Raw genomic sequence first — 17,119 nt, 5'->3', positions numbered from 1 at the left:
CCCCAGGCTTGCGAGCTGTGGACAACTCGCCACATGTGCATGATCACCGGGGAAGGGGTGGATTGGTGGGCGAACCGGACCTCGCCCCGCCCTGGCACGGGTGACGCCGGCCGAGGCGGCGGTTGAACCCGCTCCACAACGGTTAGCGTGCAGCGGGGAGGAACTCTTGACGACGAGGCTGTGCCGCGTCCTGGGGCCGGTCGGCGTGGTCGTCGACGGCCGGGCGGTCGACCTGGGCGGCCCGCAGCGGGCCGCCCTGCTGGCCGTGCTGCTCGCTGCGCACGGGCGGACCGTGTCCGACGACGCGCTGGTCGACGCCCTGTGGCCCGAGGACCCGCCGACGACCGCGCTGGGCAGCCTGCGCGCCCACGTCTCCCGGCTGCGCGGCGCGCTGACCGCCGCGGCCGACCGGGACGAGGTGGTCGTCGTGCGCGAGGCCGGCGGCTACCGCATCGCCGGCGGCACGGTCGCCACGGACGCGGAGCTGTTCGAGCAGGAGACAGCGCGGGCGGCCCGGCTGGCCCGCGACGGCCAGGCGGCGGCGGCCCTGCCTGTGCTGGACGCGGCCCTGGAGCGGTGGCGCGGCGAGGCGTACGCGTGGGCGCCCGCAGTGCCCGCGGTCCTCGCCGAGCGCCGCCGGCTGGACGAGCTGCGCCGCGCCGCCGAGCTCGAGCGGTTCGACGTGCTGCTCGCTCTCGGCGCGCACGGCGATGCGGTGGCGGGCCTGCAGGCGTTCGTCACGTCGTCCCCGCAGCTGGAGCGCGGCTGGGAGCTGCTCGCGCTGGCGCTCTACCGCAGCGGGCGGCAGGCCGACGCGCTGGCTGCGCTGCGTGACGCGCGCCGGGTCCTGCTCGAGGAGCATGGGTTGGACCCCGGTCCGGCGCTGCGCCGGCTGGAGGCCGCGGTGCTCGATCAGGACCCGGCCCTGGAACCGGCGCAGGCCCCCGAGCCAGCCCAGCAACCCGCGCCGCCACCCGCAGAAGCCGCGGCACCAGGCACGGCACCAGGCACTGCCCCGACTCCGCCGACGTCACCGACCGCCGGCCAGGCGCCGCGCCCGCCCGCCGCAGCCCGCCCCCGCGCCACCGGCGGGCTCGCGTCGCCCGGCACCCCGTTGTGGGGGCGCGAGCGCGACGTCGCCGCCGTCGGCGCCCTGCTCCGGCGGGCCGACGCGCGCATCGTCACGCTCACCGGCATCGGCGGCGTCGGCAAGACCCGGCTCGCGCTCGCCGCGGCGTCCGCGGTGGAGGCCGAGCTCGACGGGGGCGTCACGGTCGTCCCGCTGGCCGCGCTCACCGACCCCGCCTTCGTCTTCCCGACGGTCGCGCACGCCCTCGGCCTCGACCACGTCGAGGAGGCCCGGGCGTTCGAGGCCGTCGTCGAGAGCCTGCAGGCGGCCCCCGCGCTGCTCGTGCTGGACAACCTCGAGCAGCTGCTCGGAATCGCCCCGCAGGTCGCCGAGCTGGTGGCGCAGTGCCCGCGGCTCACCGTGCTGGCGACGAGCCGGGCGCCGCTGCGCGTCCGCGGCGAGGTGGAGCACCCCGTCGTCCCGCTCGTGCTGCCTTCCGAGCACGCGGCCACCGTGGAGGAGGTCGCCGCCTCGGGGGCGGGCGCCCTCTTCGCCGACCGGGCGGCCGCCGTCGTGCCGTCCTTCCGGCTGACGCCCGCCAACGCGCCCGCGGTCGCGGCGCTGTGCCACCGGCTCGCGGGCATCCCGCTGGCACTGGAGCTCGCGGCCGCACGGGTGCGGCTGCTCCCGCCGGAGGCACTGCTCGACCGCCTCGCCGAGGCGATGGCGCGCGACGGGTCGCGCGACCTGCCCGCGCGGCAGCGGACGATGCGCGCGACCCTCGACTGGAGCTACGGCCTGCTGCCGCAGCCCGAACAACAACTCCTGAGAAGCCTTTCGGTCTTCTCCGGCGGCTTCAGCCTGGCTGCGGTCGAGGTGGTCGCGGAGGGCGCCGGCCTCGCCCGCACCGAGGTGCTCGCGCTGCTGGAGTCGCTGGTGGAGCACTCGCTCGTCGTCGTCGACACGTGGGGCAGCGGCACACCGGGGTTCGACGAGCCGCGGTTCCTCCTGCTCGAGCCGGTGGTGGAGTACGCCGCGAGCCTGCTCGTGGGCGAGGAGCGCGAGCGGGTGGCGGCGGCCCACGCCGCGTACTTCCTCGACCTCGCCCGGCGGGCGGCGCCGGAGTACGAGGGCGAGCACCAGGTCGAGTGGCTGTGCCGGATCGAGCGCGATGACGCGAACCTGCGCGCGGCCATGGCCTGGTGCTTGGAGTCCGACCCGCTGACGGCCGCGCGCATGGGCTGGGCGCTCTGGCTCTATTGGTGGCTTCGCGGGCGGCTCCTCCTCGGCAGGCGGTCCATGGAGCACGTGCTGCGGCACGACCTACCGACCGCGGCAAGGGTGGGCGCCCTGATCGCCTCCGCGTGCATGGGCTTCGCGCAAGCCGACCTCCCGCACGCCGAGAAGCGCTGGTCCGAGGCCGCCGAGCTGGCCGCACGCGAGGGCGACTCGCTGATGTTGGCGAACTCCATTGCCGGAATCGGTCTAGTCGCTCTCGCTCGCCGTGACCTAGCCACAGCAGAAGCGAGGTTCCTCCATGCACTGCCGCTGGCCACCGCCGCCGGACCGGTCGGGGCGTGGCTGCGCACCCTGACGCTCATCTGGCTCGGGACCGTCCTGCTCGCCAGGGGCGAGACCACGGCGGCACTGGCGCGGATGCGCTCCGGGCTCGAGGAGGCCGAGCGCCGCGGGGACCGGCTGGCGGCGTACATCGCGCTGTTCAACCTCTCCCAGGCCGCGATCGTCACCGGAGACCCGGCCGCGGCCCGTGACCACCTGCTCCGCGGCATCCGGCTGTCACTGCAGACCGGGGACCTGGCGAACCTCGCCTATTTTCTCGAGGAGCTGGCGGTCGTCGAGGGCGGCATCGGGCAGGCCCACCGGGTGGCCGTGCTGGTCGGGGCCGCCGAGGCGCTGCGCGAGAGCGTGGGGTCGGCGGTCTACGGCTACTACCTGCCCGACGAGGCGCTCCGGCAGGCGACGGCGGACCGCGCGCGGGCCGAGCTCGGGGACGAGCGCTACGAGGACACCGTCCGCGCCGGCCGGGCGCTGGGGCCGCACGACGCCGCCGCCTTCGCCCTGGCGTACGACGTGCCGGCAGTGGGCAGCCGGGACTCGGGCGGCGGTTGAACGCGCCAGGAACGGCTACAAGGCCGGGCATGACGAGCGAGACGACATCCGGCCCCGAGGGCTCCGACAGCGGCGGCAGCAGGTACGGCGAGCAGGCGCTGGACCGCGGGATCCCCGCGGCGAGCGGGTCCGGGCGCACGGTCGACCCCTCCGCGGACGTGCCGGGCACCGCCGAGGGCCATCCGATCAGCGACGTGAGCCTCGACCCCGCCCACGGCATCGCCGCCGAGGCGACCGAGGCCGGCACCCCGGCGGCCTCCGACGTCGAGCGGGGATCGGGTGGGTGACGGGGAACGCCTGGTCGCCGACCTGGTCGTCGAGCGGCTGCGCGCCTGGGGCGTAGGGCGCGTCTTCGGCTACTCCGGCGACGGCATCAACACCGTGCTCGGCGCGATGCGCCGGGCGGACGGGCAGCCGGAGTTCGTGCAGGCCCGGCACGAGGAGAACGCCGCGCTGATGGCGGTCGGCCATGCCAAGTACGCCGGCGGCGTCGGCGTGGTGCTGTCGACGCAGGGGCCGGGAGCGATCCACCTGCTCAACGGGCTCTACGACGCCAAGCTCGACTCCGTGCCGGTCGTCGCGATCGTCGGCCAGCAGCAGCGCAGCGTGCTGGGCTCGGCGTACCAGCAGGGCGTCGACCTGCAGACGCTGTTCGGCGACGCCACGAGCTACGTGCAGACCGTGACCGCCGCGGAGCAGGCGCAGATGGTGCTCGACCGCGCCTTCCGCACGGCCCTGGCCACCCGCGGCCCGTGCGCCGTGGTCCTCCCCCACGACGTGCAGATGCTGCCCGCGCCCGACCCGATGCCCCAGGAGCACGCGGTCATCGTCAGCTCCGCGGAGTGGCGCCGGCCGCGCGTGCGGCCCCACGACGCGGACCTGCGCGAAGCCGCCGCGGTGCTCAACGCCGGGCACAAGGTCGCCCTGCTCGTCGGCCAGGGTGCGCGGCACGCGAGCGACGAGGTCCAGGCGGTCGCCGACCGGCTCGGAGCCGGCGTCACGACCAGCCTGCTCGGCAAGCCGTACGTCGACGAGCGGCTCCCCTCCAGCGCCGGCGTCATGGGCCACCTCGGCACCAGCGCCAGCGCGTCGGTCCTGGGCTCGTGCGACACGCTGCTCATCGTCGGCAGCAACGACCCGTGGACGGAGTTCTACCCGCCGCCGGGGCAGGCCCGCGCCGTCCAGATCGACCTGGACACCCGCAACCTCGGCAACCGCTACCCCGTCGAGGTCGGCCTGCCGGGCGACGCCGCCGAGACTCTGTCGGCGCTGCTGCCCCTGCTCGAGCCGCGCAGGGACTCCTCGTGGCGCGACGAAGTCGAGCAGGCCGTGCGCAGCTGGCGGTCGCTGGCCGAGCAGCGGGCCGCGCTGCCGGCGGAGCCGCTCAACCCGGAGCTGGTCGTCCGCGAGCTCACGCCGCGGCTGCCGGCGGATGCGCGGGTCAGCGTCGACGTCGGGTCGGTCGTCTACTGGTACGCCCGCCACCTCACGCTGCCGCCGGGCGTGCCCGCACACCTGTCCTCGACACTGGCCACCATGGGGTCGGCGCTGCCCTACGGGATCGCGGCCAAGCTCGACGCCCCGCACCGGCCGCTGGTCGCGCTCGCGGGCGACGGGGCCATGCAGATGAACGGCCTGAACGAGCTGGTGACCGTCGCCGCGCGGTGGCGCGAGTGGAGCGACCCGCGGTTCGTCGTCTGCGTGCTGCACAACGGCGACCTCGCCGAGGTCACCTGGGAGCAGCGCGAGATGGAGGGCGACCCGCGCTTCGCGGCGAGCCAGCGCCTCCCGTCCTTCCCCTTCGCGGGGTACGCCGAGCTGCTCGGGCTGCGCGGCATCCGGGTCGACTCCCCCGCGCAGGTCGGGCCCGCCTGGGACGCCGCGCTGGCCGCCGACCGCCCCGTGGTGCTGGAGGCGGTCGTGGATCCGGAGGTGCCGCTGCTGCCCCCCTTCCCGGCGGGCGAGCAGAAGCTCGACCAGATGAAGAAGGGGCTGGCGCAGGAGGGCGCCGCCGGCGAGCGTGCGCTGCGCCTGCTCGACGAGCAGGCCCGGCAGGAGCGCGAGCTGGGCTGACCGCGGCGGCAGGGAAGGAGCGCGGTGGGCTCAGCGGCGTCGCCGACGGGCCGGAGCACGAGTGGGCTGTTTGCGGGCGACCCCGGTAGGAGCTCGCCGGGCTGAGCCGCGCCACGGGCGGAGCGGGCCGGAGCCCGTCCCGCCCGTTATCTCTGGCCTAGCGGGCGCCGCGGTGCTGCAACTGCTCCAGGCTCGCGCCGCCGAGCGTGATCTTGATGTACGCGCGCTTCGCGTTGGGCAGGCCCGTGACCGGAGGCGGCTCCTCGGTGCACCAGTCGTTGCCGCACCAGCCGTCCTGCTGGAAGTTCCAGACGGCCTCGTGGTTCTTGCCGTCACAGGTGATGCCGCGCGACACGGACCGGAAGTGCAGGCCGACGTCGGGGCCGCCCGTCGCGGGCATGCTCGCGCGGCCGCCGGGCTTCGGCGTCTGGCCCGGCGCGCAGCGGTAGCGCACCCAGACGTTGAGGAAGCCGTCGTCGGAGATCGCCTCGTTGATGCCACCGATCTTGACGCCAGCCGTGTTGACGACGACGCGGCCCGACTGGGCGTACGCCGCCTCGGGCAGCATGGCCGTCACGGCGACGGCGGCCACGGCCGCGCCGGCGCGCGCCAGGGTCCGTGCCTTCATGGGTGTCCCCCCGTTGCAGGTCCTTCGATTGCGGCGACATCCAAGCACGGCGCGGAGAGGCTGTCCCGCCCTTTGCCCGACCGGGCAGTCACTCGTCCGGGTGGCGCAGGAAGGCCTTGCTCCCCTCCACCCCGCCTCGCACCTGCGGCCCGGGGAGCAAGGCGGGGTCGAGGGGTGCGAGGCAGTCAGGACGTGGCCGGGGCCGGGGCGCGACCCAGGGTCGAGGGGGCGACGCAGGCAGGACGTGGCCCGGGCCGAGGGCGCCCAGGGTCTAGAGGTGCGGCGCAATCCGAGGAGTGCGGCGCGGTCGGAGGTGCGACGCGGACCTGGGGACCCAACGCGCACTCGGAGGCCTACTGCGGCGGCAGCGTCCCCAGCCGCTCCTCGATCCGGCGCAGCGACGCCTTGATCTCCTCCTGCTCCTCGTGGCTGAACTCGTCGGCGTCGATCACGGCCCGCGCCGTGATGAAGGCGCCGGCGAGCAGCGACAGGAACCACGTGGTGACGATGAGGAACGCCCCGATGCCCCGGCCCGCGGTGGACTCGGGGTAGAGGTCCCCGTAGCCGACCGTGAAGCCGGTGACGATCGCCCACCACATCGCCGAGATGGGGCCCTTGTCCTCGAGCAGGGCGTACGCCCCCGCGCAGACGACGTAGTCGGCGAGGATCGCCCAGATCAGCACGCGCCCGTTGTTGGCCAGGCTCAGGACGAGCCGCAGGACCAGGTCGCGCCCGCGCGCCAGCACGACGGCCTCAGGCGATGGAGGCGATGACGATGAGCGAGACCGCCAGCTGCGACGCGGCCACGACCAGCGTCCCGGGGGCGAAGGCGCGCTCGGTCACCATGTCGCCGAGCTTGCCCGGCGTGACGAGGTCGAGCAGCACGAACGCGACGGCCTGCAGCGCGACGCCCACGAGCCCGAAGACGATCGTCCACCACAGCGCATCACCGAAGCCGGACTCGGCGTTCGTCCAGATCGCCGTGAACACGATCCCGCCCAGCCCGAGCGTTCCGGCCGAGAGGACGACGGCCGCGTTCATGCTGTGGTCCCGCCAGATGCGGTGCGACAGCTTGCCGGGCGTGAGCAGGTCCAGGGCGAGGAACCCGGCGTACAGCATCACCAGGCCGACACCGGTGTAGGCGAGGGCGTAGCCGAGGCTCTCGAGCATGTGCTCCCTTTCGCTGATGTGTGGTTCAGGCTTCGCGGAGCCAGGCGGCCGACGTCGCCTCGTCCGGCCGAGGGGCCGACAGGACGTGGGGCACAAAACGCGCGCGGCTGTCGGTGACGAGGCCGTCGGACTCCCGGATCCCGGCGCCGGCCGCCTTGCCGTCGACCACCCAGGACCCGATCACGGCGTAGTTGCCGTCGAAGGCCGGGAGCGCGGCGTACTGCTGGTAGACGAACCCCTCGGCGCCGTAGCGCTCGCTGCCCTGGTCGTGCGAGACGTCCGCGGTGCGGATGCGGATGCCATCGCCCTCGCGGCCGTGCAGCGGCTTCGCCACCCAGTCGGTGAGCGAGCCCGGCTCGTCGAGGTACGCCGGAAGCAGGTATTCCGAATCAGGGAAGCAGTGCCACAACGCAGCCAGTAGCGCCTTGTTGCTGGCGAGCACCTTCCACGCCGGCTCGACCCACGTCGTGCCCAGCGGGTCCTCGAGGATGCGGCGGCCGAACTCGTCGCGCAGCATGTCCTCCCACGGGTAGAGGACGAACGCCGTGTCGATCGGGGCGTCGTCGAGGTCGACGAACCGCCGCCGGTCGTGGTCCCACCCGATGTCCGTGACCGTCAGCCCCACGGTCTCGAGCCCGGCCTCGGTGGCGACGTCGCGCATGTAGGCGACGGTCATCCACTCCTCGTTGGTCTCGTCGTCCGGGTGATGAGCGAAGTGGACAACAGGAGAACGCAGCTTCGGCCGCGCCGACCGCCAGGCCTGCACCAGCCGCTCGTGCAGCGAGTTCCACTGGTCCGTCGACGGCATGACGTCCTCGAGCCAATACCACTGCGCGACGCTGGCCTCGAGCAGCCCGGTCGGGGTGTCTGCGTTGTACTCCAGCAGCTTCGCCGGCTCGGTGCCGTCGTAGCGCAGGTCGAAGCGGCCGTAGACGCTGACGTCCCCGCGCTCGAGGCTCGCCCGAGCGAGCTCGAGGGCCCCCGGCACGAGCCCGAGGTCGCCCAGCTCCCCGGACGCGAGGAAGCGCGCGGCCTCCACGCTCATCCGGTGCAGCTCCTCGGTGGCCTCCTCGAGGTGCTCGACCTCGGCCTCGGAGAGCTCGTAGAACGCGGACTCGTTCCAGTAGGCCGTCTCGCTGCCGTCGGGGTGCTTGGTCGTCGGGTAGACCAGCCCCTGGGCCTCGACCTTGCGCCGCCAGTCCTTGCGGGGAGGCGAGGAGTGCCGCCACACGGTCAGCCGCCGCTCTTGCCGCCCGAGGAGCCGAAGCCGCCCCGGGAGACCTTCGTGACCTTGCCGCCGGTGTAGCCCTTCGCCGCGCCCGCGCGCGGCATGCCGGTCCGGACGCCGCGCAGGTTGGCCGGCGGGCTGAAGCTCCCGGCGTAGCCGACGATCGGCACCCCGAAGGCCGGCACCGCCGTGGCCCGGCCAAGGAAGTACCAGAGGAACGGCGAGCCCGCGATCGAGCCGTTGTAGGCGTCGTCGTCGCACTCGTCGTCGTCGACCCGCTGCTGGGTCTGGGCGTCGACGCAGACGGCGTTGACGTCGTCGCCGTCGGAGCTGCTGCAGCTAGTGAGCCCGGCGGCGAGCAGGGCGGTGACCCCGAGGGTGACGGACTTCGACCGGCGCACGGCGTCACCGTAGCGGCAAGCCCGCACGATCGCCGGTTGCCCCACCGCGGGCCCGGGAGTCAGCGCCGCCGTCGGGGCGGTGCGGTGAGCGGGTCCTCCGGCCACGCGTGCTTGGGATAGCGGCCGCGCAGCTCGGCGCGGACCTGCGGGTAGCCCTGCCGCCAGAAGGACGCGAGGTCGCGCGTCACGGCGACCGGCCGGCCCGCCGGCGACACCAGGTGCAGCACCACGGGGCGGCGGCCGTCGCCGAGGACCGGGCCGTCGAGCCAGCCGAAGGCCTCCTGCACGGGGACGGCGAGGACGGGGGCCGCCGGGTCCGTGTAGTCGACACGTCGGTGCGCGCCGCTCGGCACCTCGAGCCGCTCGGGTGCCAGCTCGTCGAGCCGGGACGCGTGGGGCCACGGCAACAGCCGGCGCAGCGCGCGCGTCACGTCGACCCGCCGTAGGTCCGCCCGGCGGCGGGCGGACGCCAGCTCGGGGCCGAGCCACTCCTCCACCCGCCCGAGGAGCGCGTCGTCGGCGACGTCGGGCCACGGCTCGCCCAGCGCCTCGTGGCAGAAGGCGAGCCGCTGGCGCAGCACCGTCGCGGCGGCGCCCCACTCGAGCAGCTCCAGCCCCTCGCGGCGCAGCCCGTCCTCCAGCGCGGCGCGCACCTGCTCGCGCGGCGGGTCGTCCAGCCGGCGCTCGCAGAGCACGACCGCGCCGAGCCGCTCGACGCGTACGGCCTCGACGTCCCCCGCCGTCCACACCACGCGCTCCTCGACGGCGAGCAGCGCGGCCCCGGCTTCCCGCACGGTGTCCTCGTCCACCGCCGCCGCGAGCCGGGCCCGGGCCGTCGTCGCCCCGGGCGCCCGGTCGGCGACGGCGACCGCCAGCCACTCGCTGCCCCGCAGCGGCGACCCCGAGGGGAGCTCCACGGCGGTGCCGCCGGCCATGAGGTACGCGGTCCCGCCCGGGGTGCGTACGCGCGCCAGCCGCTCGGGGAAGGCCAGCCCCGCCACCAGGCCCGCCGCGAGGTCGGCCGCGACAGGGCGCGACGGGTCGGGGACGGACAGCGGGACGGCGGCCTCGAGCCGGCGGGCCTCCTCGCGCCACCCGCGGGCCGCCGGGCCACCCGGCGCACGGCGGTGGGCCGCGAGCACCCGGGCCAGGTCGTCGTCGCCGCCGGCCGCGTCCTCGGTGAGCAGGGCCACCGTCTCGGCCGCCCGGCGGCGCCCCACGAGGGCGGCGCCCTCGAGCAGCGCGTGCGCGAGACGCGGGTCGGCCCCGACGGAGGCCAGCCGCCGGCCGGCGGCGGTGACCCTGCCGTCGGCCTCGACCGCGCCCAGCGCGCGGAGCACCTGCTCCGCCGCCTCGAACCGGCCCGCCGGAGGAGGGTCGAGCAGCGCGAGCCCGCGTCCGCGGGGAGCGCCCCACCGCGCCAGCTCGAGGGCGAACCCGGTGAGGTCGGCGGCGGCCACCTCGGGCTCGGGCTGGGCCGGCAGTCGGGCGTGGTCGGCCTCGCTCCAGCAGCGGTACGCCCGCCCCGGCGCCTCGCGGCCGGCGCGCCCCGCGCGCTGGGTGGCGGCGGCGCGGGAGGCGCGTACGGTCACCAGGGACCCCAGCCCGCGCGCGGGGTCCAGCCGCGGCACCCGGGCCAGCCCCGCGTCCACGACCGCCCGGACGCCCGGGACGGTCAGGCTGCTCTCGGCGACCGACGTCGCGAGCACGACGCGGCGGCCCGCGCCCGGCCGCAGCACGGCGTCCTGCGCTGCCGCGTCGAGCCGCCCGTGCAGCGCGAGCACCTGCACCGGCAGCGCCTCCAGCCGGCGCTCGACGCCGCGGATCTCACCGACGCCGGGCAGGAACACGAGCACGTCACCGGGGGCCTCGGCGAGCGCGCGGCGGACGGTGGCGGCCACCTGGTCGAGCAGGCGCGGGTCGACCCGCAGGCCGTACGGCGGATCGACCGGGGCCGGCGGCGGGCACCACACGACGTCGACCGGGTGCAGCGCTCCGGTAGCGGTCACGACCTGCGCCGTCCCGAGCACGTCCGCCAGCCGCTCGGCCTCCGCCGTGGCCGACGTCGCCAGCAGGGTGAGGTCGGGCCGGAGGGCGGCGCGCACGTCCACGCAGAACGCCAGGGCGAGGTCGGTGTCGAGGTGGCGCTCGTGGCACTCGTCGAGCAGGACCGCGTCGGTGGCAGGCAGCTCCGGGTCGCGCTGCAGCCGCTGCACCAGGACGCCGGTCGTCACCACCTCGACCCGGGTGCGCGGGCTGGTCCGGCTGTCCCCGCGCACGGTGTAGCCGACGCGCTCGCCCACCTGCTCGCCCAGCAGCGACGCCATCCGGCGCGCCGCAGCGCGCGCGGCGACACGACGCGGCTCGGCCACCACGACCCGCTCGGCGCAGCGGTCGGCCAGCCAGAGAGGCACGAGCGTCGTCTTGCCGGTGCCGGGAGGCGCGACGAGCACGGCGGCGCCGGACGTCAGCGCCTCGCCCAGCGACGGGAGGGCGGACCGGACAGGCAGCGCCGACGCGGGCACCGCGGCCGGGTCGGGCAGCACGCGTCTCCTTCTGCCGTACGTCGCCGGAGCTGCTCCCGGACAGGGCCATGATGCCTGGGGTACCTAGCCTGGTCGTCGATGAGCGATCCCTTGGTGCAGTTGAAGGGGGTCAGCCGTCGCTTCGAGGAGCGCCTCGCGCTGCGCCCCGTCGATCTGGCCCTGAAGGCAGGCGGCTGCGTCGCGCTGGTCGGCGAGAACGGCTCGGGCAAGTCCACGCTGCTGCGGATCGCCTGCGGCCGGGACGCGCCGACCACCGGCACCGCGCTGTTCGACGGGGCGCCGGTGCGCGAGGACGACCCCGCGGTCCGGGCGCGGGTGGCGGTCGTGGCCGACGCGCCCGCGTTCTATCCCGACCTGACCGTGCGGGAGCACCTGCTCCTGGTGGCGGTCTCGCACGGCGTCGGCGACGACGCCGAGGCGTGGGTCGACTGGGCGCTCGAGGACCGGCGGCTCACCGACCACCGGGACGCCCGGCCCTCCACGCTCTCCTCCGGCCAGGTGCAGGCGATGCTGCTGGCGTCCGCGCTCGTGCGGCCGCGCGACCTGCTCGTCCTCGACGAGCCCGAGCAGCGGCTCGACCCCGGGGCGCGCGAGCGGCTGGCCGAGCGGCTGCTCGCCGAGCGGGCGGACGGGGTGGCGGTGCTGCTCGCCACGCACTCCGCCGACCTCGCGTCCGCGGTCGCGGACTCGGTGATCGTCCTCGACGAGGGCCGTGTGGTCTCGCGCGGGAAGCCGGCGTGAGTGCCTCCTCCACCGAGGCCCTGCCCGCCCGGGACGACCCCTACTGGCGCGAGCTAGCCGACGAGGCCCTCGCCCACCTGCGGCGCGCCCGCGCCGAGCACCGGCGGCAGCGCCAGCGCGACCTGGCGTTCTACGCGTACGTCGTCGCGCTGTTCGCCGGGTTCTACCTCGCGCCGTACACCGGCGGCCTGCTGCACCTGGCGGACGAGCACGGCCCCGCGCTCGGTATCGCCGACCGGCTGACGGACGCCGTGCCGCTCGCGGCCACGGGGCTCGCCCTGCTCACCCTGGTCGCCGCCGCCTCCGACGCACGCTGGCGCGGGCCGGTCACGCTCGACGCCGCGACCGGCTCCTGGCTGCTCCCCGCCCCCGCCGCCTGGGAGCGCCTGCTGCGCCCCCGCCTGCGGCTGTCGATCGTGCTGTACGCCGCGGCCGGCGCCCTCGGGGCCACCGCCGCCGGCTTCCTCGTGCAGATCGCGGTCCACGCCGGCGTGGACCGCCGGCTGGCGTCGGTCGCCGCGGCGGGCGCCCTCCTCGGCGGCCTCGCGGGCGGAGTCGGGGGGCTCGTGGAGCGCTACGGCGACGCCGTCCAACGCCACGCGCGGTGGGTCGCGGCCGCCCGCGGCGTCGCGCTCCTGCTGCTCGTCGCCGCCGCGGTGCGGGCCTGGCATCCCGAGGCAGTCCCTTCGACGGTCGGGACGGTCGCGCTGTGGTCGGGCCCGTGGGGCTGGGCGGCGCAGGCGCTGGCCGCGGCCGCCGGGCTCGGGCAGCCGCTCCTGCCGCTCGCCCTCCTCGCGCTGACTGCGGCCGCCGGGGCCGCCGCTCTGCTCGCCGACGCGCGCATCGCGACCGTGCCCGGCTGGGCGCTGCGGGCGCGCGGCGCCGCGGCCCGCGGGGTGGCCGCGGCGCTGATGAGCGGCGACCCGCGGCAGGCCCGTCAGGTCGTACGGTCGGCGGCCGGGTCCCGCCCCGCCTCCCGGCTCCCCGTGCCCCGGCGCCCGCGCCGCCGCCGGCTCGTCTTGCCATGGCGTACGACCGTCGGCTGGCTGCGTGACCCCGCGCGCGTCGTCAAGTGTCTGCTGCTGCTCGCCGGCGCCCACGTGGCCGCCGTGCTCACGACCACCGTCACCGGGGCCGAGCGGGCCGGGCTCGCGGCCGTCGCCCTGGTCGCGGCCTACGTCGCCGGCGCGCAACTGCTCGAGGCGGCCCGCATCGAGGCCGATGACGTACGCCCCTCCCGCACCCTGCCCATGCGCTTCCCGCAGCTGGTGCTCGCGCACGGCGCCGCGCCCCTCGCCCTACTACTCCTCGCGCACGCCGGCGTCGTCGCCTTCGTCGCCGCGACCGGTCGCCCGGTCGCCCCGTCCCTCGTCCTGCTCGCCGGCGTCCCCGCCCTCGTCGCCGGCGGGCTCGTCAGCGCGTGCCGTGGCACCCTGCCGACGAAGATGATGATCGGCTCGGACACCCCGACGGGGAACACGGCCATCGTCCAGATCCTCGTCTGGTACGCCCGTGGCCCGCTCGTCGCGACCGTGCTGCTCGCACCGCCGATCCTGCTGGCCGGCGCGGGCGACATCCGCTCCGTGACCGACGGCGGGACGCTGGTGATCGCGTACGGCCTGGCGCTCGGGTGGCTCATGGGGTGGTGGGCGCGCTGGACGGCGGGGCGGCACTACTCGCGAGGGTGATCCGGGGTTAGGTGGGCTGGGGCTCGCGGCGGTTGCGGTGGCGCCGGGCGGGGTCGAGGAGGCGACCGAGGTTGCGGCCGGCGTTTGGGTTTCGCGGACATGGCACCCCTCTGTTGTGGGCGCGACAGCTCAAGCCTGCCCACCGGGGCTTCGCTGAGGCCATGAAGCAGCCCGGCCAGCTGGTGTGGCAGCGGCTCGATGATCATGCGGACGGTGCGACGGTGTGGCAGCCGGCAGAGCGACTACTGCAGGAGCGAGCGGCCGCAACGGCACGGTCCCAGCACGGCACCCCGCTGCACCGGCCCTAGAACGCGCCCGGGCCCGAGGTCGAAGGCCAATTGTTCACGAGGCCCGACGGGTATCCGGTCATGGATCCCCTCTAGGTCAAGGGTTCTCGTTCGCGGCTCTTCGGGGAGTGTGCGTCGGTCCTCGTCGCGGTCAAGCAGAAGGCGCTTGACCGCGGCTGCGGGCCGTCGCTCGGGAAGGGCGCCGAGAACGAGCCGAAGAATGCTTGGTTGATGGGCGTCGGGCGGGCGTAGGGTCGGGATCGGCGGGCCCGGGCTGTGGCTGATCCGAAGAGCCGACAACCGGGGTGAGGTCGGCCGCGCTGGATGACAAAGCCGCCCCCGTTTGCCCTCCCGGGCCCGTCACCTCGAGCTCGTGACGCTCGGCGGACATGCGCGTGGCGTCGGCGACGAGCTGGCGGTAGACCGCGTCGGAGATCCGTCGGCGCAGGCAGCGCAACGCCTCCATCGCGGTCTTGCCCTCGGCCCGCTTGCGCCGGTAGTACGCCCGCCCGGGGGTGTCGTGCCGCAGCTGCACGATCGCGGCGATGTGCAGCACGTGGTTCAGCCGCCGGTTCCCGGCCCGGGACAGCCGGTGGCGGACCTGCTCGCCGCTCGAGGCCTCCAAGGGCGCGGTCCCGGTCCAGGAGGCGAACCTGTTCCGGTCGGGAAACCGGGCGACGTCGCCGACGTCGGCCAGAATCCGCGCCGCGCCGGCCGGGCCGATCCCGTGAATGCGCATCAGCCCCGACCCGGCGGCCACCACAGCGGCGGCGAGCTCCTTCTTCAGCGCCTTGAGCTTGGCGTCCACCGCCACGAGGTCGGCGAGCTCCTCGACCGCCATGCGGCGGCGGGTGGAGCCGGCCAGGTCCTGCGGGCGCACGGTCGCGAGCAGGCGCCGGGCCTTGTCCGCGCTTAGGTCCCGCGACGCGCCGCCCGGGATGAGCTCGGCGAGCAGCCGGTGCAGCCGGTTCACCGTCTGCACCCGCAGCCGCGCGAGCTCGTCGCGCCGGTCGCACAGCAGCCGCAGCGCGACCATCCGCTCGTCCGGCTGCAGCCGGCGCAGCCCTTGAGTGCGCAGCGCCACCGTTGCGATCGAGTGCGCGTCGGTGGCGTCGGTCTTGCGGCCCTGCCCGGTGTCGAACACCCGCACCCGGGCCGCCAGCTTTGCCGGCACGTCGAGCACGTCCTCGCCGTCGGCGAGCAGCCGCTGCGCGAGCGGCCGGCCGGTGCCGTTCGCGCCCTCGACCGCCCACACCCGGTGCGGCCACTGCCGCACGAACGCCACCCTCAACCGTAGCCGGCCTTGTCCGACCCGAACCGGCCCGTCGCGCGCACGACCGCCCGGTCGTCGAGCACCTCGATCGTGGCCGACAGCTTGTGCGGGTCGACACCCACAATCACCCGTCCCATCGCCACTTCCTCCTCGCGTCGAGAACGATGGAGAAAACGACAGGGCGGGCACTGCTACTGCGAGCCTGGCATTCCCCTCTCGAGCCACGCCCTGCCCGGCGCCCGGCGGGACCGCAGCCCATGTGAGAGCCACACCCAAAAGCGAGTGGGCAGCCGCTAGAGAGAGCGACCCACCGGACGCCTCGACCCGAGACTGGCCACGCTCAGGCCGTACGTCCAGTCTCTGAGTAGCCGCCGTCAGCGCGTGCGGTGTACGCCGGTCAGGAGCCGGTCCGCCGCTGCAGCAGCTCGGCGACCGCGTGGGCGTCCTGCTCGGTCTCGCAGCGGACGACCATCGCGCTACGTTCGCTGTCGAATGCCACGCGGTCCGCAAGCGCGGGGTCGGCCTTCTGCAGGGCCGCCAGGACATCGCTCTGAACCTCGAGTTCGTGCGCGGCGCCCAGCGCTTCGGCCAGGCCGGATACTTCTACCGTCCAGGGCGTCTCCTCTGCTCCGTCGTCCAGGTCGAGCGGCCCCGAAACTGTCACTTCGAGGCGGGTAGCGGCACGGCGAGCACCGCGAGCCCGCCGCTTGGGCTGCAGGGCAGCGGTCACCTCGGCCTCATCGACCACCTCTGAGGGCGCTGGTATCCGGGGAGCGTCGGCACGTCGGTAGTCGAAAGCGATCTGGAACCCTCCATTCTCGCCCTCTCCCGACATAACGGCCACGTCTGCCAGTCGCACTGTCCAGGTCGTGCGCTCGGTGACCTCCAGCGGTGCCGTGGCCTCGCCGTCGAAGGTCCAGAAGGTGTCGGTGGTGACGACCTGAGCGCACTCCTGCCCTGCGACCTCGCACAGCCCCGCCAGCTCGTGGTCCGCCGCCTCCATCCGGGCGAGGATCTTCGCGGCGGGCAGAAGGTCAGGGTTCTCGCGCAGCGTGCGCTTGAGCGGGAAGCGCATCCACCGCCCCTGAAGCACCGCCCCGAACTGCTCCTCAGTTGCGTGCATGGTGGCCGAGGACCACGCCCAGTCCCCGCGGACGAGAACGACGTCGTCGTGGATCAGAACCTGCGGGCGGCCCTCCCCCCACCCCATCCACTGAGTCTGACCTCGCCGGCCCGCTTCGACCTCGACGCCGTCCTCTCTCCCTGTCGCGGTCCAGAGCGTCGCCGCCTGCAGCGCTCGCTCGGCGCGCTCGAGAAGCGCCAGTGGACTGATCTCCGTCACAGGGCGAGTGTCCCAGCCCTGGGCGTCCGCACCTTTTCGCAGTACCGGACCGTCACGTACGACCGGTCATGCCGCGCTCCGCGACGCGTCACGGGGGTGTGCCTGCGATCGGCCGAGATCAGTTCCTGTCGCGGAGCGGCTTCGGCGCCCAGAACGGACGCCACCGGCCGTCGTCGCGATACAGCAGACCGAGGGCTTGTCCCATCTGGCGGAGGATCTTCACGACCGGCACCGTACCCCGGTCACGCGCGCGTCCGATGCTTTGATGATCGTCCTCCCATTTCGCTGAGGTCGCGCGCAGGCTGGGCCTCAGCTCGTCGCGAGCGTGACGACAAGACTCACTGACCCGATCACGACGAGCAACGACCCCAAGGACTGCCCCAGCAGCCGGCGGCGCTGAGAAGCTCGCCTGTTCCGGCGAGAGCTGTCCACCAGCCCCAGGCCCACACTGATCCACGCGATGCCTACGAGCAGCTGCCACCAGTCCACTCAGGGAGTCTCTCTGACGAGGACCCCGTGGGGGCGTTGACACTTCCCTGAGCC

12 protein-coding genes and 1 pseudogene are annotated in these 17,119 nt (G+C 75.0%); 5 read left to right on the top strand and 8 right to left on the bottom strand.

Annotated elements, in window-relative coordinates; genetic code table 11:
* Positions 1-166: 166 nt before the first annotated feature.
* Genes G9H71_RS14790 through G9H71_RS14780 form a run of 3 tightly spaced genes read left to right on the top strand, consistent with a single transcriptional unit; the run spans position 167 to position 5,272 of the window.
* The gene (locus tag G9H71_RS14790) at positions 167-3,199 is read left to right on the top strand and encodes an AfsR/SARP family transcriptional regulator (protein WP_166283169.1); all 3,033 of its coding nucleotides are present in this window, start codon (positions 167-169) and stop codon (positions 3,197-3,199) included.
* A gap of 29 nt (positions 3,200-3,228) precedes the next feature.
* Complete coding sequence (locus tag G9H71_RS14785) at positions 3,229-3,486, top strand: hypothetical protein (protein WP_166283167.1); 258 nt, start codon at positions 3,229-3,231, stop codon at positions 3,484-3,486.
* Positions 3,479-5,272, top strand: a complete 1,794-nt coding sequence (locus G9H71_RS14780; RefSeq protein ID WP_166283165.1) for a thiamine pyrophosphate-requiring protein — start codon at positions 3,479-3,481, stop codon at positions 5,270-5,272. Before G9H71_RS14785 ends, G9H71_RS14780 begins: the two co-directional genes overlap by 8 nt.
* Positions 5,273-5,429: 157 nt before the next feature.
* On the opposite strand, the gene G9H71_RS14775 is transcribed toward G9H71_RS14780, so the two are convergent.
* The 6 genes from G9H71_RS14775 to hrpB form a co-directional block, all read right to left on the bottom strand.
* Positions 5,430-5,900, bottom strand: a complete 471-nt coding sequence (locus tag G9H71_RS14775; protein WP_166283163.1) for a hypothetical protein — start codon at positions 5,898-5,900, stop codon at positions 5,430-5,432.
* A gap of 353 nt (positions 5,901-6,253) precedes the next feature.
* Complete coding sequence (locus G9H71_RS14770) at positions 6,254-6,646, bottom strand: potassium channel family protein (protein WP_166283161.1); 393 nt, start codon at positions 6,644-6,646, stop codon at positions 6,254-6,256.
* A 7-nt stretch (positions 6,647-6,653) separates the two neighbouring features.
* Complete coding sequence (locus G9H71_RS14765) at positions 6,654-7,070, bottom strand: DUF350 domain-containing protein (RefSeq protein WP_166283159.1); 417 nt, start codon at positions 7,068-7,070, stop codon at positions 6,654-6,656.
* Between the two features lie 25 nt (positions 7,071-7,095).
* On the bottom strand, positions 7,096-8,301 hold the full coding sequence (locus tag G9H71_RS14760) for a glutathionylspermidine synthase family protein (RefSeq protein WP_166283157.1): 1,206 nt from the start codon (positions 8,299-8,301) through the stop codon (positions 7,096-7,098).
* 2 nt (positions 8,302-8,303) lie between these two features.
* A complete protein-coding gene (locus G9H71_RS14755; protein ID WP_166283155.1) occupies positions 8,304-8,699 on the bottom strand; it encodes a hypothetical protein in 396 nt (131 codons plus the stop codon).
* Positions 8,700-8,758: 59 nt separating this feature from the next.
* The gene (gene hrpB / locus G9H71_RS14750; protein ID WP_166283153.1) at positions 8,759-11,245 is read right to left on the bottom strand and encodes an ATP-dependent helicase HrpB; all 2,487 of its coding nucleotides are present in this window, start codon (positions 11,243-11,245) and stop codon (positions 8,759-8,761) included.
* A gap of 78 nt (positions 11,246-11,323) precedes the next feature.
* Between hrpB and G9H71_RS14745 the strand changes: the two genes are divergently transcribed.
* Together G9H71_RS14745 and G9H71_RS14740 are read left to right on the top strand one after the other, a co-directional pair.
* A complete protein-coding gene (locus G9H71_RS14745) occupies positions 11,324-11,986 on the top strand; it encodes an ATP-binding cassette domain-containing protein (RefSeq protein ID WP_166283151.1) in 663 nt (220 codons plus the stop codon).
* Positions 11,983-13,674 carry a DUF6297 family protein gene (locus G9H71_RS14740; RefSeq protein WP_166283149.1) on the top strand — a complete coding sequence of 564 codons (1,692 nt, stop codon included), beginning with the start codon at positions 11,983-11,985 and terminating at the stop codon, positions 13,672-13,674. The genes G9H71_RS14745 and G9H71_RS14740 overlap by 4 nt, the downstream gene beginning before the upstream one ends.
* Positions 13,675-14,112: 438 nt before the next feature.
* On the opposite strand, the pseudogene G9H71_RS14735 reads toward G9H71_RS14740, so the two are convergent.
* Together G9H71_RS14735 and G9H71_RS14730 are read right to left on the bottom strand one after the other, a co-directional pair.
* A pseudogene (locus G9H71_RS14735) lies at positions 14,113-15,371 on the bottom strand (IS110 family RNA-guided transposase).
* A gap of 260 nt (positions 15,372-15,631) precedes the next feature.
* Positions 15,632-16,576 carry a hypothetical protein gene (locus tag G9H71_RS14730; protein ID WP_166283147.1) on the bottom strand — a complete coding sequence of 315 codons (945 nt, stop codon included), beginning with the start codon at positions 16,574-16,576 and terminating at the stop codon, positions 15,632-15,634.
* Positions 16,577-17,119 lie beyond the last annotated feature (543 nt).

The organism is Motilibacter deserti, assembly GCF_011250635.1.
In the GTDB taxonomy this organism is placed as follows: Bacteria; Actinomycetota; Actinomycetes; order Motilibacterales; family Motilibacteraceae; genus Motilibacter_A; species Motilibacter_A deserti.
This window is presented reverse-complemented; position numbering and strand designations above follow the sequence as displayed.

Coding starts and splice junctions, on each gene's coding strand:
- G9H71_RS14785 (WP_166283167.1), top strand. CDS start 3,229: ATGACGAGCGAGACGACATCCGGCCCCGAGGGCTCCGACAGCGGCGGC.
- G9H71_RS14775 (WP_166283163.1), bottom strand. CDS start 5,900: ATGAAGGCACGGACCCTGGCGCGCGCCGGCGCGGCCGTGGCCGCCGTC.
- G9H71_RS14765 (WP_166283159.1), bottom strand. CDS start 7,070: ATGCTCGAGAGCCTCGGCTACGCCCTCGCCTACACCGGTGTCGGCCTG.
- G9H71_RS14745 (WP_166283151.1), top strand. CDS start 11,324: ATGAGCGATCCCTTGGTGCAGTTGAAGGGGGTCAGCCGTCGCTTCGAG.